14 protein-coding genes are annotated in these 16196 nt (G+C 67.3%); 8 read left to right on the forward strand and 6 right to left on the reverse strand.

All coding sequences use genetic code 11. The features are described from left to right. Positions 1 to 54: 54 nt before the first annotated feature. Together QMG28_RS14870 and QMG28_RS14875 are read left to right on the forward strand one after the other, a co-directional pair. Positions 55 to 546 carry a DUF2239 family protein gene (locus QMG28_RS14870; RefSeq protein ID WP_281843104.1) on the forward strand — a complete coding sequence of 164 codons (492 nt, stop codon included), beginning with the start codon at positions 55 to 57 and terminating at the stop codon, positions 544 to 546. Beyond that, entirely contained in the window at positions 543 to 953 is a 411-nt protein-coding gene (locus QMG28_RS14875; RefSeq protein WP_281843105.1) for a DUF1330 domain-containing protein, read from the forward strand. The genes QMG28_RS14870 and QMG28_RS14875 overlap by 4 nt, the downstream gene beginning before the upstream one ends. On the opposite strand, the gene QMG28_RS14880 is transcribed toward QMG28_RS14875, so the two are convergent. Continuing rightward, positions 954 to 1367: a hypothetical protein gene (locus QMG28_RS14880; protein ID WP_281843106.1), complete on the reverse strand. Its 414-nt coding sequence runs from the start codon at positions 1365 to 1367 to the stop codon at positions 954 to 956. It abuts the gene before it with no gap. A 234-nt stretch (positions 1368 to 1601) separates the two neighbouring features. Here QMG28_RS14880 and QMG28_RS14885 point away from each other — a divergent pair, with 234 nt between their 5' ends. Beyond that, complete coding sequence (locus tag QMG28_RS14885) at positions 1602 to 2888, forward strand: O-acetylhomoserine aminocarboxypropyltransferase/cysteine synthase family protein (protein WP_281843107.1); 1287 nt, start codon at positions 1602 to 1604, stop codon at positions 2886 to 2888. Between the two features lie 52 nt (positions 2889 to 2940). On the opposite strand, the gene QMG28_RS14890 is transcribed toward QMG28_RS14885, so the two are convergent. The 5 genes from QMG28_RS14890 to QMG28_RS14910 form a co-directional block, all read right to left on the reverse strand. After that, entirely contained in the window at positions 2941 to 3831 is an 891-nt protein-coding gene (locus QMG28_RS14890) for a hypothetical protein (RefSeq protein ID WP_281843108.1), read from the reverse strand. A 1-nt stretch (position 3832) separates the two neighbouring features. Next, positions 3833 to 4990 (reverse strand): hypothetical protein, encoded by a 1158-nt coding sequence (locus QMG28_RS14895; protein WP_281843109.1) that lies wholly within the window; start codon positions 4988 to 4990, stop codon positions 3833 to 3835. 153 nt (positions 4991 to 5143) lie between these two features. Then, positions 5144 to 6406, reverse strand: a complete 1263-nt coding sequence (locus tag QMG28_RS14900; RefSeq protein WP_281843110.1) for an NAD(P)/FAD-dependent oxidoreductase — start codon at positions 6404 to 6406, stop codon at positions 5144 to 5146. A gap of 31 nt (positions 6407 to 6437) precedes the next feature. Further along, positions 6438 to 7118: a c-type cytochrome gene (locus QMG28_RS14905; RefSeq protein ID WP_281843111.1), complete on the reverse strand. Its 681-nt coding sequence runs from the start codon at positions 7116 to 7118 to the stop codon at positions 6438 to 6440. A gap of 364 nt (positions 7119 to 7482) precedes the next feature. Beyond that, entirely contained in the window at positions 7483 to 9300 is a 1818-nt protein-coding gene (locus QMG28_RS14910) for a divergent polysaccharide deacetylase family protein (protein ID WP_281843112.1), read from the reverse strand. A gap of 108 nt (positions 9301 to 9408) precedes the next feature. Here QMG28_RS14910 and QMG28_RS14915 point away from each other — a divergent pair, with 108 nt between their 5' ends. The 5 genes from QMG28_RS14915 to trpE all read left to right on the forward strand — a co-directional run bounded on the left by QMG28_RS14915 (position 9409) and on the right by trpE (position 16164). Next, entirely contained in the window at positions 9409 to 10002 is a 594-nt protein-coding gene (locus tag QMG28_RS14915; RefSeq protein WP_281843113.1) for an anthranilate synthase component II, read from the forward strand. After that, positions 9999 to 11015: an anthranilate phosphoribosyltransferase gene (gene trpD, locus QMG28_RS14920; RefSeq protein WP_281843114.1), complete on the forward strand. Its 1017-nt coding sequence runs from the start codon at positions 9999 to 10001 to the stop codon at positions 11013 to 11015. Before QMG28_RS14915 ends, trpD begins: the two co-directional genes overlap by 4 nt. Before the next feature lie 68 nt (positions 11016 to 11083). Beyond that, positions 11084 to 12268, forward strand: coding sequence for an aminotransferase (locus tag QMG28_RS14925; protein WP_281843115.1), 1185 nt, complete (start codon positions 11084 to 11086; stop codon positions 12266 to 12268). Between the two features lie 528 nt (positions 12269 to 12796). Continuing rightward, complete coding sequence (locus QMG28_RS14930) at positions 12797 to 14647, forward strand: peptidylprolyl isomerase (protein WP_281843116.1); 1851 nt, start codon at positions 12797 to 12799, stop codon at positions 14645 to 14647. Between the two features lie 8 nt (positions 14648 to 14655). Then, positions 14656 to 16164: an anthranilate synthase component I gene (trpE, locus tag QMG28_RS14935; RefSeq protein WP_281843117.1), complete on the forward strand. Its 1509-nt coding sequence runs from the start codon at positions 14656 to 14658 to the stop codon at positions 16162 to 16164. Positions 16165 to 16196: the final 32 nt, after the last annotated feature.

The raw sequence follows: 16196 nt of genomic DNA on the forward strand, positions 1-16196 counted from the left end.
TTCTTTTCATCCGGGTATAAATACCGCCTACCGACTTTTTACCCGGGTGTAAATATGGCAGACGAAACCTTTACCGCCTTTATCGGCCCGGAGCGGGTCACCCAGGGCAGCCGTGCGGAGCTGGAAGCCGCGCTTGCCCCGCGCGGGGCGCATCCCGAGGGGCTATTGGTATTTTCCGACCTGACCGGGCGCGAAACCGATCTCGACCTGTCGGGCGCCGCGCCAGCGCGCGGACGGCCCAAGCTGGGGGTGCGGGCGCGCGAGGTCACCCTCCTGCCCCGGCATTGGGACTGGCTCGCGCGCCAGCGCGGCGGCGCCTCGGCAGCCCTGCGCCGGCTCGTCGAGGAAGCAATGCGCGCCGAAGCACCCGGCCCCACGCCGGACGCGGCCTATCGCTTCCTCACCGCCATCGCAGGCAATCTGCCGGGCTACGAAGCCGCCATTCGCGCCCTCTATGCCGGCGAGGCCGGCGCCTTCGCCACCGCCATGACCAGCTGGCCGGACGATATCCGCAACCACGCCCTCAGCCTTGCGCGGCTCGCATGACCCATATCGCCCCGACCGAAAGCAGCGCCGCCGCGCTCATCGCACGCGGGATGGACAGCCCCGCCACCATGCTCAACCTGTTGAAGTTTCGCGATATTGCCGATTACAGCCATGCGCCGGACCTGGCCCCGGCCAGGCCGATCAGCGGCGCTGCCGCCTATGGGATCTACGAAGCCGCCATCGCCCCGCTCCTCAAGGCCAGCGGCGGCGAGGTGCTGTTTGCCGGTGAGGGCGGCGCGTGGTTCATCGGCCCCGAAGCCGAGCGCTGGGACCGGGTGCTGCTGGTGCGGCAGACGAGCATCGCCAGCTTCCTCGCCTTCGCGCAGGACAGCCGGGCGCAGGCGGCGGGCCATCACCGCACCGCGGCGCTGGAGGATTCCCGCCTGCTCCCGCTCACCGCGGCCTGATTACTGGATCGACAGATCGAGGTTGTAGCTCACCGTCTTGCCGCTGTCCTCGTCATTGCCCATCAGGTAGACGCGAATGGTATATTGACCATCTTCCGGCAGGGTGATGCGGGCGTAATTCTCCGTTTCCATCGAACCGATGAAGATCGCCTCGCCGTCGCTGCCGGGCGGCAGGATGTTGAAGTAGATCACGCCGTCGCCATTGGTTTCGGCCACGGTGATCTCGGCAAACATCTCCTGCCCCGCCCCGGCCCCCAACAGATAATCGTAATATTCATTGCCGGTGATCGTACCGCTGACCAGCGTGCCGTAATTGCCCGCCTCGAAGTGAACCTCCTGGGTCATCTGCGCTTGCGCGCCACTGGCAAAAACACTCAACGCAAAGGCCATACCGATCTGAACGAGCCGTTTCATGCCGTCTCTCCTTTCGCACGTTTCGCGCCCGCAAGTGTGCCTGAGAACCCGCCGGACCCGAAACGGAATCGACCTGGCCCCGGACCGCATTGTCGTTCCGCCGCCAACCGGCGGCGCAGGACGGGCGTCCGCCCCGGCCCGGCGGCCCGGAACAGAAGACTTTTGTCATCAAGCCGATTGCCCCCGCAGCGCCCCTGCCTTAGCCTCGCGCGCGAACCGTCAGGGAGAGAGACAATGACCAAAGACCTCGGCTTCGATACCCTTCAAGTCCATGCCGGCACCGAACCCGATCCGGCCACCGGCGCGCGCCAGGTGCCGATCTATCAGACCACGGCTTACGTGTTCCGCGATGCCGATCACGCGGCGGCGCTCTTCAACCTTCAGGAAGTGGGCTATATCTATTCGCGGCTGACCAACCCCACGGTCGGGGCGCTGGCCAACCGGATCGCCGCGCTCGAAGGCGGCGCCGGGGCGGTCTGCACCTCGTCGGGCCATGCCGCGCAGATCATGGCGCTCTATCCGCTGATGGGGCCGGGGCTGAATATCATTGCGTCCACAAGGCTTTACGGCGGGACTTACACGCAGTTCACGCAAGTGTTCAAACGCTTCGGCTGGTCGGCGAAGTTCGTCGATTTCGACGATCCGCAAGCGGTGGCCGACGCGATCGACGATAACACCCGCGCGATCTTCTGCGAATCCATCGCCAATCCCGCCGGCGTGCCCACCGATATCGACGCCATCGCCAAGGTGGCCAACGATGCCGGGCTGCCGCTGGTGGTCGACAACACCTCCGCCACCCCCTACCTGTGCAAGCCCATCGAGCACGGCGCGACGCTGGTGATCCATTCGACCACCAAGTATCTCACCGGCAACGGCACCGTGACCGGCGGCGCCATCGTCGACAGCGGCACCTTCGACTGGTCGGCGAGCGGCAAGTTCCCCTCGCTCTCCGAACCCGAACCCGCCTATCACGGCATCAACTTCCACGAAGCGCTCGGGGGCATGGCCTATACCTTCTACTCCATCGCCGTGGGCCTGCGCGATCTGGGCATGACGATGAACCCGCAGGGCGCGCATTACACGCTGATGGGGATCGAGACGCTCAGCCTGCGGATGCAGAAGCACGTCGAGAACGCGCAGAAGATCGCCGAATGGCTGGAAGCCGACCCGCGCATCGAGGCGGTGAGCTATGCCGGGCTCGCCTCCTCGCCCTATAACGAACGGGCCAAGCGGGTTTATCCCAAAGGCGCCGGTGCGCTGTTCACCGTCACGCTCAAGGGCGGCTACGATGCCTGTGTCGGGGTGGTGAACAACCTCGAATTGTTCAGCCATGTCGCCAATCTGGGCGATACCCGCTCGCTGATCATCCATTCGGCCTCGACCACCCACCGCCAGCTCTCGTCCGAGCAGCGCGCGGCGGCGGGCGCGGGCGACAATGTGGTGCGGCTCTCCATCGGCATCGAGGATGCCGACGACCTGATCGCCGATCTCGACCAGGCGCTGAGCAAGGCGACGGGCTGAGCCGGACCGGCAGGGGCGCGACCGCGCGCCTGCCTTTTTGGGGCGGCGGACCCTACTCCACCGCCCCGACAGGCATATCGGCAGGGTCCGCGCCGGTTTCAGCCGTGGTGCCAGTATCGCCATAGACCGGCGAGAACCACGCCAGCGTGAACGACCGGCGCACCTCTCCCGGTTCGCGGCCACTCAGCGCCATGCGGGCGCTGCGCAGCATGCAATTGCCGTAGACCCCCCGGATATCGGCGCAGGCCGCCTCGGCGGCCTCGTAAAGTTCGGCGAGCTTCGGCTCGTATGCGGCAGCCCATGGCCCGGGCATGATCCATGGGTCGAGGTCGAACTCGCGGTTGTTCAGCATCACCGTCGCCGTTTCGGGATAGCTGCCCACCGGCGCCTTCGGGACGAAGACCATCGTCGTGGAGACGACATAGATATCGGCAAACATGGCCGCGCGCGCCGGGTTCATGCGGTCGCGGCCACCGACGCCGCCCTCAACCCCGAACCCCGACACGCCGCAGCGCCCGGCCAGGCTGCCCAGCAGGCGCTCGCAGGCGGCGTCGGCCAGGGCGGCGCTGCGGGCCTCGACCATCAGCCGGCGCAGGTCGCCTTCCGGCATCGCCTCGCCGGGCCTGAGCAGGCTGGCGGGCGATACCGGCACCTCGACGGTAACCGTCCTCTTGCGGTCGAACCGGGCGGGATCGAGCAGATATGACACGGCCTGCCGGGAGACGGACCGCCCGCCCTCGTTGACGATGTTCTTGTCGAACGGATCGGGTTCGGGCCCTTCCTCCGCCGCACGCTCACGGGGGGCCTCCGGCTCCACCGTCTGCGCCTGCATGTTCCGCGCCACGACCGCGCCGATATCGCGCGACATGTTCGACTGCGCCACCATCACGTAGAACCCGACACCGATCGCCAGGATCACCCCGATCAAACTCGTTGCGTTCATGTCAGAACTCCCTCGCGAAATACCGTGGCAACAGAACGTCGGCCGGGTTGCCGCCCGCCATCCGCGCGCCAAGGCGGCGCACCTCGTCGTTGAAGGCGGCGGGCCAGTCATGCAGGCCCGTCACCGCGAAATGCGCCTCGGTCTGCGCCACCAGATGGGCGCCCGCGAAGGGCCTGTAAGGCACACCCGTCAGCTCGCCCTCGCGCCATACCGGCCCGATCAGCGACACCTCGGCATAGCTGAGCCCGATCCGGGTCGTGTCCGACCCCACGCCGAACTGGCGGACGAACCAATCCTCGAAGGTCTGCACCTTGAGGCGCCATTCGTCGCGGATCGCCTGTTCGTCTTCCTCCGAAAGATGGCCGTTGTTCCGGCGGTGTGTGAGCTGGATTTCAACCCGGCCGGGATCGGTCACGCCGGTGCCGCAGGCCTCCAGCGTTGCCCGGTCCATCACCTCGACAGGCACCGTCTCGGGCAGGTTGGCCACCGCATTCGCGTCGCCGCCCAGCATCGAGACGCCGGCGATCTCGACGCCGGGCGCGAGGTGAAAATTATAGACGTAATTGCCGGGTCCGGGGTTCTGCAACACCATGTGCAGCGGCGTGCGCGTGTCGGTCACCGCGATATCGTGCAGATGGAATTCGTGGCTGTAGCGCATCGGCAATGCGTCGCCCGGGGCCCGGTTGCCGTATTTGATGTCGCGAAACCAGTCATCCACCGCCTGCTGCACCTCCTGGTCGGTGAAGCTGTAAAGCCCCACCAGCGTATCGGAATGTTCGACCATGAGATTGACCAGCCGCGCCCCTTCGGCGGGGGCGCTCAGGGTGCAACCGGTCCGGTTGAGCAAAAGCTGCACCTGGCCGACAACCTCGCGCTTGTTGGCCGGGCGCCAGTCGCGGATCGCCTCGTCGATGAAGACGGCGGGGCTTGAATCATGCGTCGCGATCGGGCCACCGGCCTGATCGTTCAGGGCGCGCGCGACAACATATTCCTCCGCCCGGCCCGCCGCGCGCGTCTGCAACCCTGCCGGACGCCCGGCCAGCGCAATCGGTGCGCCGTGCAGCACCGGCAGCCTTGCCTCCGCGTCGCGCAGCGCGGTCAGGCCGACGAAACCGCCAACCAGCACCGCGCCGATCATCAAAAGCCCTCTTGGATCCATGCCTGACTGCCCTCGTTTCGACCGGCTCTAGCAGGCAATCGGGACGAAATTTGGGAGGAATGATGCCACATGCCACACGCAATGCGTGTATCGGATGACAAAAAAACGGCGGCAGGTCTCCCCGCCGCCGCCTTTGCGTCTGCCCTGCGCGGATCAGCCGAACATGTCGGCGGTGATGCCCGCATACCAGCCGAGGCTTTCCTCGTAGTTCTGCTTGCGCATCTCGGCATCCTCGCCGGTCTGGCTGACGAAGCTCGACACGCTGGCGATCTTCTCGTCATTCGCCTCGTAGCTCGCGCCCACCTTCACACCGTCATCGGCGTCGATCAGCGACCAGCAGGTGTTGGTGAACTTCGCCGGGAAGAGCTGCGAGCCGGTCAGCTCGGAGCGGATCGCCATCGCCGCCACCTTTGCCTGGCTGTTGGCCGAGAAGCCCGATTTGGGCATATCGCCCTGATTGGTGGCATCGCCCAGTACATAGACGTTGGCGTCGATGCGGCTTTGCATTGTGTGGCCCGAGACCGGCGCCCAGTTGCCATCGTTCACGCCGGCGATTTCGCAGATCCGCCCCGCCTTCATCGCCGGAATGACGTTGCAGACATCCACCTTGGTGACTTCGCCGTCGACGGTGACCGTCATCGCCCCGGGATCGACGCTCACATCGGCGCCGCCGAAGCCGGGGCCGATCCGGTCGATCATCCCGGAATAATGCTTCGACCATCCCTCCTCGAACACACCCTGCTTGGAAAAGCTTTCCTTCGGGTCGAGCAGAAGGATCTTGGCGGTCGGGTTTTCGGCCCGGAGCTTATGCGCCACCATCGAAATCCGCTCATAGGGCCCGGGCGGGCAGCGATAGGGGTTGGGCGGCGCGACCATCGCAAACAGCCCGCCTTCCGGCATCGCCTCGATCTGGGCCTTGAGCAACTCGCTCTGCGACCCCGCCTTATAGGCATGCGGCATGGCGTTTTGCGCCGTCACATCCCATCCCGGCACCGCGCCGTCGACGAAGTCGATGCCGGGGCTCAGCACCAGCCGGTCATAGCTCAGCGTGGCCCCGCCGGCGAGGCTCACGGTGCGCGCGTCGCGGTCGACGCCGACCGCCCAGTCGTGGATCACGTTGATGCCGTAATCCGCGGCCAGCTTGCCATAGGTATGCGCGATGCTCTCCAGCGTGCGGAAGCCGGCAAGATAGAGGTTGGAAAAGAAGCAGGTGTAATAGGTGCGGGTCGGCTCGATCAGCGTGACGTCGAGCGCGCCGTCGCTGTCCTTGGCGAGATAGCGCGCCACCGTGGCGCCGCCTGCGCCGCCGCCGATCACCACCACTTTCGGCCTGCCGCCCTGGGCGTGCAGCGCGGGCGCATACAGCGATGCGGCAGCCAGCCCGGCGCCGACAAAACCTCGTCTCGTCAATGTCATTGTAACGTCCTCCCTGGAAAACGGCCCGGCGCTATTCTGCGCCGAGGCCGGCGTAATACGCGGCCAGCGCCGCGATCTCTTCATCCGTCAGACGGCCCGCCATCATCTGCATCACGGGATGCGGGCGCGCCTTGACCTTGTAGGCATGCATGGCGACGACGAAATCCTCGTCCGGCCAGCCGGTGATCGAGGGGATGCCCTCGTCTTCGCCATCGGCCTGATGGCAGGTGTTGCATTCGGCGGAGAGATATTCGCCATATTCCGGGTCGCCGACGATGGCGAGCACCTCGGGCGACAGCGCCACCTCATGCGGCAGCGCCGTGGGCGCGGCCTCGGGGATGTTTTGCGGGCTGGCCGAGAAGGTGCGCAGATAGGCGATCACATCGGCCCGCTCCTGCGGATCTTTCAGCCCCCTGAACGACATCCGCGTGCCCGAAACGAGCGATTTGGGGTTTTCGAGATAGGTATCGAGATGCTCGATATCCCAATGCAGGCCATCGACCCCCATCCGCACGATGCCTTTCGAGTACCGGGTAAAATCCTCCACCGTGCCGGCCTGCCGCCCGAACACGTCATTGAGCACCGGGCCGACCCGGTTGACGGCGTCCGGCCCCACCTGGTGGCACTTCGCGCATTCCTTGAAAACCTTTTCGCCCGCCACCGGATCGCCGATTTCCTCGGCACTTGCGGCCTGGGTGACACACCCAGCCACTATGGCTGCGACAATTCGCGTCTTGATCACCGCGTTCCTCCCTCACGTGATAATCGCCGACCCCGATACTAGGCAAGGAACCCGTTGACCTGCAAAACTTTTTTTATCTCGATATGTCGATACATCCGCGCCGCCGCCCTGCCGCGACGCGGCAAATCCGCCGCCCGGACCCGACCGCCGGCAGGAATTTCAACGCCATATCAGACGTGTAAGATTGACGCATCCGGACGCTGCAACGCGACATGGCGCGGCCGGCATGGACCTGTGCAAAACCCCGCCCCGGGCGGGGTTGGGTCAGGCAATCTGTCTCAAATGCAACGATCCCGGATGGCGGCGGACGCCCGGCGCCGCCCGGCGGGGTGAATCACTCGCGCGCCAGAACCGCCGAAAGCGGCGCCAGCGCCACCGATTGCGCCCGGGTGCCAAGCGACCATTCCAGCAGCGCCTGAAGCGTCTCTGGCCGGGTGCGGGCGACCACGATCACGCCGTCCTCGTTGCCGGCACGGAACGCGGCATTGTCGAGGAACCGGCGGATCACCGGCCCCTCCTGCCCGTTGCCGTCGAGGTCGCGGAACACCAGACCGGCCTTCACCCCCTCCTTCACCGCCGCCTTGTGGCCGGTATTGAGGCCCGAGGGGAAGGAGACGAGCCCGTGCCCGGTTTCGGCCAGGCTGGCCGCCATCTGCACCGCGCCCTCGCCGAGCGACTGGTAGCCAAGGTCTTCCTCCGCCACCACCGCCACGGCGTTTTCGAGCAGCGGGCCATAGGCTTCCATCGTCACCGCCACATCGGTCGGCGTGGCCCCGGTAGGCAGCGGCACGACCAGCGCCACCTCGGCGCCATGGTCACGGTAAAAGGCCATCGCCTGCGCCGCATCGGGCGCGCTGGCATCGACCGCGACAGTCACCGCGAAGGGCAGCAGATCGAGATCGCCCAACTCGGTGCGCGCGCCGCCAGTGTCGAGCAGCAGGAACGACAGGAGCGGCTGATCCCCCACGGGCGCGAACGGCAATGCGTTGCGGACCAGCGCGGGTTCGGCTGCGGCGGCCGGTTCGGGCGCCGCCTCGTCTTCCACGGTGTCGCCGATCCGGGGCAGACGCCCGGTGACCACCGCCGCGGCCGCCTCCTGCGCCGGCGTTAGCTCCGGCTCGGGGGTCACCTCGATTGCGGCCTCCGCCGTCGCGCCCGGCTCCGGCTCGACCACGATGAGCGGCAGGCTCCCGGCCTCCGGCGCCGGGGCCGGTTCGGGTTCGGGTTCGGGCGCGGGGTCCGGTTGCGGAGCAGGTTCGGGCTCCGGCTGCGGCGCAGGCTCCGGCTCCGCAGCAGGCTCCGGCGCGGGCGCCGGTTCGGGCTGTGGCTCGGCCTCGGGGGCCGGTGCGGGGGTCTCGGTGGGCATCGGAGCCGGTTCCGGCGCGGGTTCCTGCACAGGGGCCGGCTGCGGCTCGGGCGCCGGGTCCGGTTGCGGCTCGGGCACTGGCGCCGGTTGTGGCGCGGGCGTCGGGTCCGGCACGGCGTCGATCACGGCCAGCACATCGGCGAGCGTATCGTCCTGCGGGGCCGCCGGCGCCTCTCCGGCTGCGGGAGCCTGAGCCATCTCGGCAGCCTCGTCCTCAGCGGGCACCGCTTCCGGCTCCACCGCCGCCGCGTCTTCCTCTGCCGGCGCGGGTTCGGGCATGGCCGGTTCCGGCGCCGCAACCTCCGGCATGTCGTCGGCTTCCCGCGGCGCGCTGACCTCGGCATCGGCGGCGGGTGTCTCGTCCATATCCCCGACCGCAGGCAGATCGGCATCGACAGGCGCGGCCTCTTCGGCAGCATCCGCTTGCGGCATCGGTTCAATGACGGGCTCCGGCTCGTCCGCCGCCTCCACTTCGGGCGCGGCCTCCGGCGGCGCGGGCGCGACAGGCGCGGCCTCCGGGGCAGGCGCGACCTCGGGAATTGGCGCGGCCTCAGGTGTCGGCTCGGCTTCAGCAACCGGCTCTACCTCGGGGGCCGGCTCGGCTTCCGCCACCGGCTCGGTCTCCGCAACCGGCGGCTCCACCGGCTCCGGCGTCTCGGCGGCGGGCATCGCCTCTTGCGGCGCTGGCACCGGGGCGACCGGCCCCATCACCAGCGAAACCACGCCAAGGCCCAGAGCCGAAACCACCGCTCCGGCCAATACTCCCGCGATCACGCCTCGTGCCACGCTCGATCCCCTTATGCCTGCTCGTGCCGCCGGTTCACACTTGGCAGCGGCTGAGAACATGTATACCCCTTGGGCTCAACCAGAAAACCCCCTTTGCCGGACGCGGACATGATCCTGCTGATAGATAATTACGACAGCTTCACCTATAATCTCGTCCACTACCTGGGCGAGCTCGGGGCGGATGTGGTCGTTCATCGCAACGACGCGCTCGACGTGCAGCAGGCGATGGCGCTGCGCCCGGATGGCATCGTGCTGTCGCCGGGGCCGTGCGATCCGGATCAGGCCGGGATCTGTCTGCCGCTCTCGCTTGCCGCCGGCGAGCTGTCCGTGCCGCTGCTCGGCGTCTGCCTCGGCCATCAGTCCATCGGCCAGGCTTTCGGCGGCAAGGTGGTGCGCGCAAAGGACATCGTCCACGGCAAGATGGGCACAATTCACCATGCCGGCAAAGGCGTGTTCGCCGGTCTGCCCTCGCCGCTGCAGGGCACGCGCTATCACTCGCTGGTGGTCGAGCGCGAAAGCCTGCCCGATTGCCTCGAAGTCACCGCCTGGCTCGAAGACGGCACGATCATGGGGCTGCGCCACAAGGAGCGGCCCATCGAGGGCGTGCAGTTCCACCCCGAAAGCATCCGCTCCGAACATGGCCATGCGCTCTTGAAAAACTTTCTCGCCCAGGTCGACAGCCACAAAAAGGTGCCCGCATGAGCGACGCGATCAAGCCCCTCATCGCCGCCGCCGTCGACAGGCCGCTCAGCCGCGCCGAGGCCGAACAGGCCTTCGGGATCCTGTTTGCCGGCGAGGCGACGCCCAGCCAGATCGGCGGGCTTCTGATGACGCTGCGCACACGCGGCGAAACGGTGGACGAATACGCCGCCGCCGCCTCGGTGATGCGCGACAAGTGCAAGCGCGTCCACGCCCCGGCGGGCGCGATCGACATCGTCGGAACCGGGGGCGACGGCAAGGGCACGCTCAACATCTCGACCGCCACCGCCTTCGTGGTGGCCGGCGCCGGCGTGCCGGTAGCCAAGCACGGCAACCGCAACCTGTCGTCCAAATCCGGCTCGGCCGATGCGCTGAGCGTGATGGGGATCGACGTGATGGTCGGCCCCGAAGTGGTGGAGCGCGCACTGGATGAGGTGGGCATCGCCTTCATGATGGCGCCGATGCACCACCCGGCAATGGCCCATGTCGGCCCGACCCGGGCCGAGCTCGGCACCCGCACGATCTTCAACATCCTCGGGCCGCTCACCAATCCCGCCCATGTCAAACGCCAGCTCACCGGCGCGTTTTCGCGCGCAATGATCCGGCCCATGGCCGAAACGCTCCGCGCGCTCGGCACCGAAAAAGCCTGGCTCGTCCATGGCGGCGACGGCACCGATGAATTGTCGATCGCCGGGGTGAGCTGGGTGGCCGCGCTGGAGGATGGCGCGATCACCGAAAGCGAGCTGCACCCGGAAGAGGCGGGCCTGCCCGTCCACCCGTTCGAAGACATTCTCGGCGGCACGCCCGAAGAAAACGGCAAGGCCTTCGCGGCGCTGCTCGCGGGAGAAGCCAGCGCCTACCGCGACGCGGTGCTGCTCAACGCAGCCGCCGCGCTGGTGGTGGCCGACAAGGCGGGCAGCCTGACGGACGGCGTCGACATCGCCCGCCACAGCATCGACAGCGGCGCGGCCAGAGCCAAGATCGAGGCGCTGGCGAAGATCACCCAAACCGCCTGACCCCTTCATCCTTGCGGAAATACTCCGGGGGTGCGGGGGCAGCGCCCCCGCCTCGGAGCGGCAGACCCATGCCATATACCAATCCAAACCTCGCCCGCACCCGCGCCTCTGCCGTTGTCGAGGCGAAGAAATGGCTCGAAGGCGTCACCTTTCCGCCGGACAGGCCGCTGGTGAACGTGAGCCAGGCGGCCCCCGCCGCGCCGCCGCCGCGCGCCCTGCGCGAAGCCATCGCCGAGGCCGCGCTGCATGACGATGCCGCCCATCTCTACGGCCCGGTGCTCGGCCTGCCGGAGCTGCGCGCCGCCCTCGCCGCTCAGATCGCGGAGATCTATGGCGGCGCGGTCACGCCGGGCCAGATCGCCATCACGTCCGGCTGCAACGAAGCCTTCGCCGCCGCCATCGCCACGCTGGCCGGCCCCGGCGACGAGGTGATCCTGCCCTGCCCGTGGTACTTCAATCACCAGATGTGGCTGGACATGTCGGGCATCGCCACCGTGCCGCTCGCCACCGGGCCGGAGCTTCTGCCCGCGCCCGCTGCCGCCGAACGGCTCATCACCGCCCGCACCCGCGCCATCGTGCTGGTCACCCCCAACAATCCCGGCGGCGTCGAATACCCCGCCGATCTGGTGATGGCCTTCTACCGTCTGGCCAAGGCGCACGGCATCGCCCTGATCGTCGACGAAACCTACCGCGATTTCGACAGCCGCCCGGCCCCGGCGCATGCGCTGTTTCAGCAACAGGAGTGGGACGAGACCTTTATCCATCTCTACTCCTTTTCAAAGGCTTACCGGCTGACGGGCCATCGGGTGGGCGCGTTGGCCACTTCGCCCGCGCGGATGCTGGAGGTGGAAAAATACCTCGACACGGTCACCATCTGCCCAAGCCAGATCGGCCAGCGCGCCGCGCTCTGGGGGATGGAAAACCTCGGCCAGTGGCTCGCCGGCGAGCGCGCCGAAATCCTCGCCCGGCGCGGGCTGATCGAAGAAGGCTTTGCCGACCTGCCGGGCTGGCGCCTGCGCGGGGCGGGCGCCTATTTCGCCTATGTCGAGCATCCTTTTGCCGGTGAAGACGCCGCCGCGCTCTGCCGGCGGATGGTGCGCGAGATCGGGGTGCTGGCGCTGCCGGGCACGATGTTCATGCCCGAAGGCGATCCGCAGGCGGCCCGCCAGATCCGCATCGCCTTCGCCAATATCGACGCCGGCGGCATCGCCACGCTGTTTGAGCGGCTGCGCCGCCTCGGCCCGGCGCGCTGAGCCGCCCTGCCTTACCGCCCGCCGCTGCCTCGTCGCCCGGCGGGACAGGTTAACCCGATATGAACGCCCACTTGGCGCAGGGACAAAACCTGTTTGATTTCATATGCTTGCTTGGCATCTCGATCTTCACTTATCCGGATTTCTAAATTCGGGGCCTGAAGCTCGTATCATCCATCCCATTGTCCAGCACACTGAGCCAGCGCCGCGGCGCCCACCCGCCGAACCGAAGGCCCCGCCCCGGCTGAGCAGCACTTTCCCCGCGCGCAGGCCCGGCGAAAAGGTTAACCGGAGATGAACGGGCATAGCCCATTATAGAAAAATATGTTTGTTTTTAGTAGCTTGCGGCGAACAGCGCTCTCCACTTATCCGGATTTCCAAAGTCCGCCCCACGACGCCCCCCGCGCCGCAAGCCCACACCCCCACGCCCCCGCCGGACTTTCGCGTCCCTCTCCGGGCATCGCCCTTTCCCTGTTGGCAATCCGCCGGCATTTGCCTAGAACCCGGTAGACTGAAACGGGAGTGCGCTGCATGTCGATGGCCAGGAACAAGATCAGCCAGTTTTTCGTCTGGATCATCATGGCATTGGTCCTTGTCGGGCTGGTCGGCTTCGGCTCGTTCAATTTCGGTGGCGGGGTGAGCGCGATCGGCAAGGTCGGCGATACCGACATCTCCGCCGACCGCTACTTCCGCGAGGTGAACGCCCAGCTCAATGCCGTTCAGGCCCAGACCGGGCAGCACCTGCCCTTCGCCCAGGCCCAGGCCTTCGGGCTCGACCGGGCGGCGCTGGAAACGGTGATCGACCAGGTGGCGCTGGAAAACGAAACCGCGCGGCTTGGCGTCTCGGTCGGCGATGAAGAGCTGGCCGCCCGGATTCGCGATATTTCGGCCTTCACCGGGGTAAACGGCAGTTTCGACCGGCAGACCTACCAGTTCGTGCTCGAACAATCCGGCATGACGCCGGGCGACTTCGAAGAGAGCCTGCGCTCGGAAGTGGCGCGGATGATCCTGCAGACCGCGGTCACCAACGGCATCGCGATGCCCGCCGCCTATACCGACACGCTCTATGCCTGGGTCCGCGAAGAGCGCGATTTCACCTGGGCCCGGCTCGACGCCTCGACGCTGGACGAACCCGTGGGCCTGCCGGACGAGGCCGAGCTCACCGCCTGGTACGAAGCCCATCCCGACGATTTCACCCTGCCCCAGACCCGCAAGCTCACCTATGTCTGGCTGAAGCCCGAAGACGTGCTCGACCGGATCGAGGTGACCGACGAAGAGCTGCGCAAGCTCTACGACGACCGCATCGACGAGTTCCAGAGCCCCGAGCGGCGGCTGGTGGAGCGGCTGGTCTTCGGCACCGCCGACGAGGCGGCGGCGGCGGCGCAGCGCCTTGCCGACGGCAGCGCCAGTTTCGAAGACCTCGTGGCCGAGCGCGGGCTGAATCTGACCGATATCGACCTCGGCGACATGACCCGGGCCGATCTCGGCGCCGCGGGCGATGCCGTCTTCGCGCTCGACGCCCCCGGCGTGGCCGGGCCGGTCGACACCGAGCTGGGTCCGGCGCTGTTCCGGATGAACGCCATCCTGAACGCGCATGAGGTCAGCTTCGACGAGGCCGTTGCGGGGCTCAAAGCCGATTACGCCGCCGATGCCGCGCGCCGCTATCTCTCCGATATGGTGACCGACCTCGACGATGCGCTGGCCGGCGGCGCGACGCTGGAAGACCTCGCCGCCGATCATGGCATGACGCTGGCCACGCTCGACTGGACCGGCGCGCAGAACGACGGCATCGCCGCCTACGATGCCTTCCGCGAAGCCGCGACGCTGGTGGAAGACGGCGATTATCCGCAGATCGAAGACCTGTCGGATGGCGGGCTGTTCGCGCTGCGGCTCGACGAAGTGATCGCGCCCCGCCTGCAAACGCTCGACGAGGTGCGCGAGGCGGCCGTCGCTGGCTGGCAGGCGCAGGAAACCGTGGCGCGGGTGATGGCGCGCGCGGATGAGATGATCGGCGCATTCGCCACCGGCGAGAGCCCGGCCAGCCTCGGCCTCACCGAAGTGGCCGAGACCGATCACAGCCGCGACGCCTATATCGAAGGCACACCGCCGGCGATGATCGAGCGGGTGTTCGCGCTCGACGCGCCCGGCGACTGGGCGGTGGTCGAAGATGCCACCGGCGCGGTGCTCCTGCGCCTCGACGCCGTGCACGAGGCCGACCAGACCACGCCCGAGGCGCTGGATTTGAAGACGGGCTTTGCCCAGAGCACCGCGCAGGCGCTGGCGCTCGACGTGCAATCGGCCTTCTCCGCCGCGCTCGAAGCGCAGGCCGGGATCGTTCTCGATCAGGCGATGATCAACGCCGTCAACGCATCGTTCCAGTGAGGTGACCCGTGGCGCTGACCCCCAGTTTCGAAGAGTTTGAAAAAGGCTGGGAGGCCGGGCGGAACCAGGTGGTCTATACCCGCCTCGCCGCCGATCTCGACACGCCCGTCTCGCTGATGCTGAAGCTCGCCGAGGCGAAGAAGGACAGCTTCATCCTCGAAAGCGTCACCGGCGGCGAGGTGCGCGGGCGATATTCGATGATCGGCATGAAACCGGATCTGATCTGGGAATGCCGGGGCACGACATCGCGGGTGAACCGTCAGGCGCGCTTCGATCCCGAGGCCTGGGAAGAGATGGAGGCCGATCCCCTCACCGCCCTGCGCGCCGTGCTGGCCGAGAGCCGCATCGAGTTGCCCGACGATCTGCCGGCCTCATCCGCCGGCCTCTACGGCTATCTCGGCTATGACATGATCCGGCTTGTCGAGCACCTGCCGGACGTGAACCCCGATCCGCTCGCCCTGCCCGATGCGCTGATGATGCGTCCCTCGGTGGTGGCGGTGCTCGACGGGGTGAAGGGCGAGGTCATCCTCGTCTCCCCCGCCTTCCAGTCGTCCGGGCTGTCGGCGCGCGCCGCCTATGCTCAGGCCGCCGAACGGGTGATGGATGCGCTGCGCGATCTCGAACGCCAGCCGCCCACCACCCACGATCTCGGCGAGGTGACGGAAACCGCCGAGCCGGTCTCGAACTTCGCCAAAGCCGATTACCTCGCGGCGGTCGAGAAGGCGAAGGAATATATCGTCGCCGGTGATATCTTCCAGGTGGTGCCCTCGCAGCGCTGGACGCAGGATTTTCCCCTGCCGCCTTTCGCGCTCTACCGCTCCTTGCGGCGCACCAACCCCTCGCCCTTTCTGTTCTACTTCAATTTCGGCGGCTTCCAGGTGGTCGGCGCCAGCCCCGAGATCCTCGTGCGGGTCTTCGGCAGCGAAGTGACCATCCGCCCGATCGCCGGCACCCGCCCGCGCGGCAAGACGCCGGACGAGGACAAGGCGCTGGAGGAAGACCTGCTGGCCGACCAGAAGGAACTGGCCGAACACCTGATGCTGCTCGATCTCGGGCGCAACGATGTGGGCCGGGTGGCGAAGATCGGCACGGTCAAGCCCACCGAGGAATTCATCATCGAGCGTTACAGCCACGTGATGCACATCGTCTCCAACGTGGTGGGCGAGCTTAGCGAGGATCACGACGCCCTCTCGGCCCTGCTGGCCGGGCTGCCGGCGGGCACCGTCTCGGGCGCGCCGAAAGTGCGGGCGATGGAGATCATCGACGAGCTGGAACCGGAAAAGCGGGGTGTCTATGGCGGTGGCGTGGGCTATTTCGCCGCCAATGGCGATATGGATATGTGCATCGCCCTGCGCACCGCCATCGTCAAAGACCGCAAGCTCTACATGCAGGCGGGCGGCGGCGTGGTCTATGACAGCGATCCCGAAGCGGAATTCCAGGAAACCGTGAACAAATCCAAGGCGATCCGCATGGCCGCCGAGACGGCGGGGATCTTCGCCAAGTCCTCCGGCAACTGAACCGGCGACGGGCGCATATCCGGGCGCTCGGA

The organism is Sinisalibacter aestuarii (assembly GCF_027923545.1).
In the GTDB taxonomy this organism is placed as follows: Bacteria; Pseudomonadota; Alphaproteobacteria; order Rhodobacterales; family Rhodobacteraceae; genus Sinisalibacter; species Sinisalibacter aestuarii.

Bases quoted from the DNA above. Each gene is read 5' to 3' on its own strand.
- QMG28_RS14875 (WP_281843105.1), top strand. From the start codon at position 543: ATGACCCATATCGCCCCGACCGAAAGCAGCGCCGCCGCGCTCATCGCA.
- QMG28_RS14915 (WP_281843113.1), top strand. From the start codon at position 9,409: ATGATCCTGCTGATAGATAATTACGACAGCTTCACCTATAATCTCGTC.
- trpD (WP_281843114.1), top strand. From the start codon at position 9,999: ATGAGCGACGCGATCAAGCCCCTCATCGCCGCCGCCGTCGACAGGCCG.
- QMG28_RS14870 (WP_281843104.1), top strand. From the start codon at position 55: ATGGCAGACGAAACCTTTACCGCCTTTATCGGCCCGGAGCGGGTCACC.
- QMG28_RS14885 (WP_281843107.1), top strand. From the start codon at position 1,602: ATGACCAAAGACCTCGGCTTCGATACCCTTCAAGTCCATGCCGGCACC.
- QMG28_RS14880 (WP_281843106.1), bottom strand. From the start codon at position 1,367: ATGAAACGGCTCGTTCAGATCGGTATGGCCTTTGCGTTGAGTGTTTTT.
- QMG28_RS14925 (WP_281843115.1), top strand. From the start codon at position 11,084: ATGCCATATACCAATCCAAACCTCGCCCGCACCCGCGCCTCTGCCGTT.
- QMG28_RS14890 (WP_281843108.1), bottom strand. From the start codon at position 3,831: ATGAACGCAACGAGTTTGATCGGGGTGATCCTGGCGATCGGTGTCGGG.
- QMG28_RS14930 (WP_281843116.1), top strand. From the start codon at position 12,797: ATGTCGATGGCCAGGAACAAGATCAGCCAGTTTTTCGTCTGGATCATC.
- QMG28_RS14900 (WP_281843110.1), bottom strand. From the start codon at position 6,406: ATGACATTGACGAGACGAGGTTTTGTCGGCGCCGGGCTGGCTGCCGCA.
- QMG28_RS14895 (WP_281843109.1), bottom strand. From the start codon at position 4,990: ATGGATCCAAGAGGGCTTTTGATGATCGGCGCGGTGCTGGTTGGCGGT.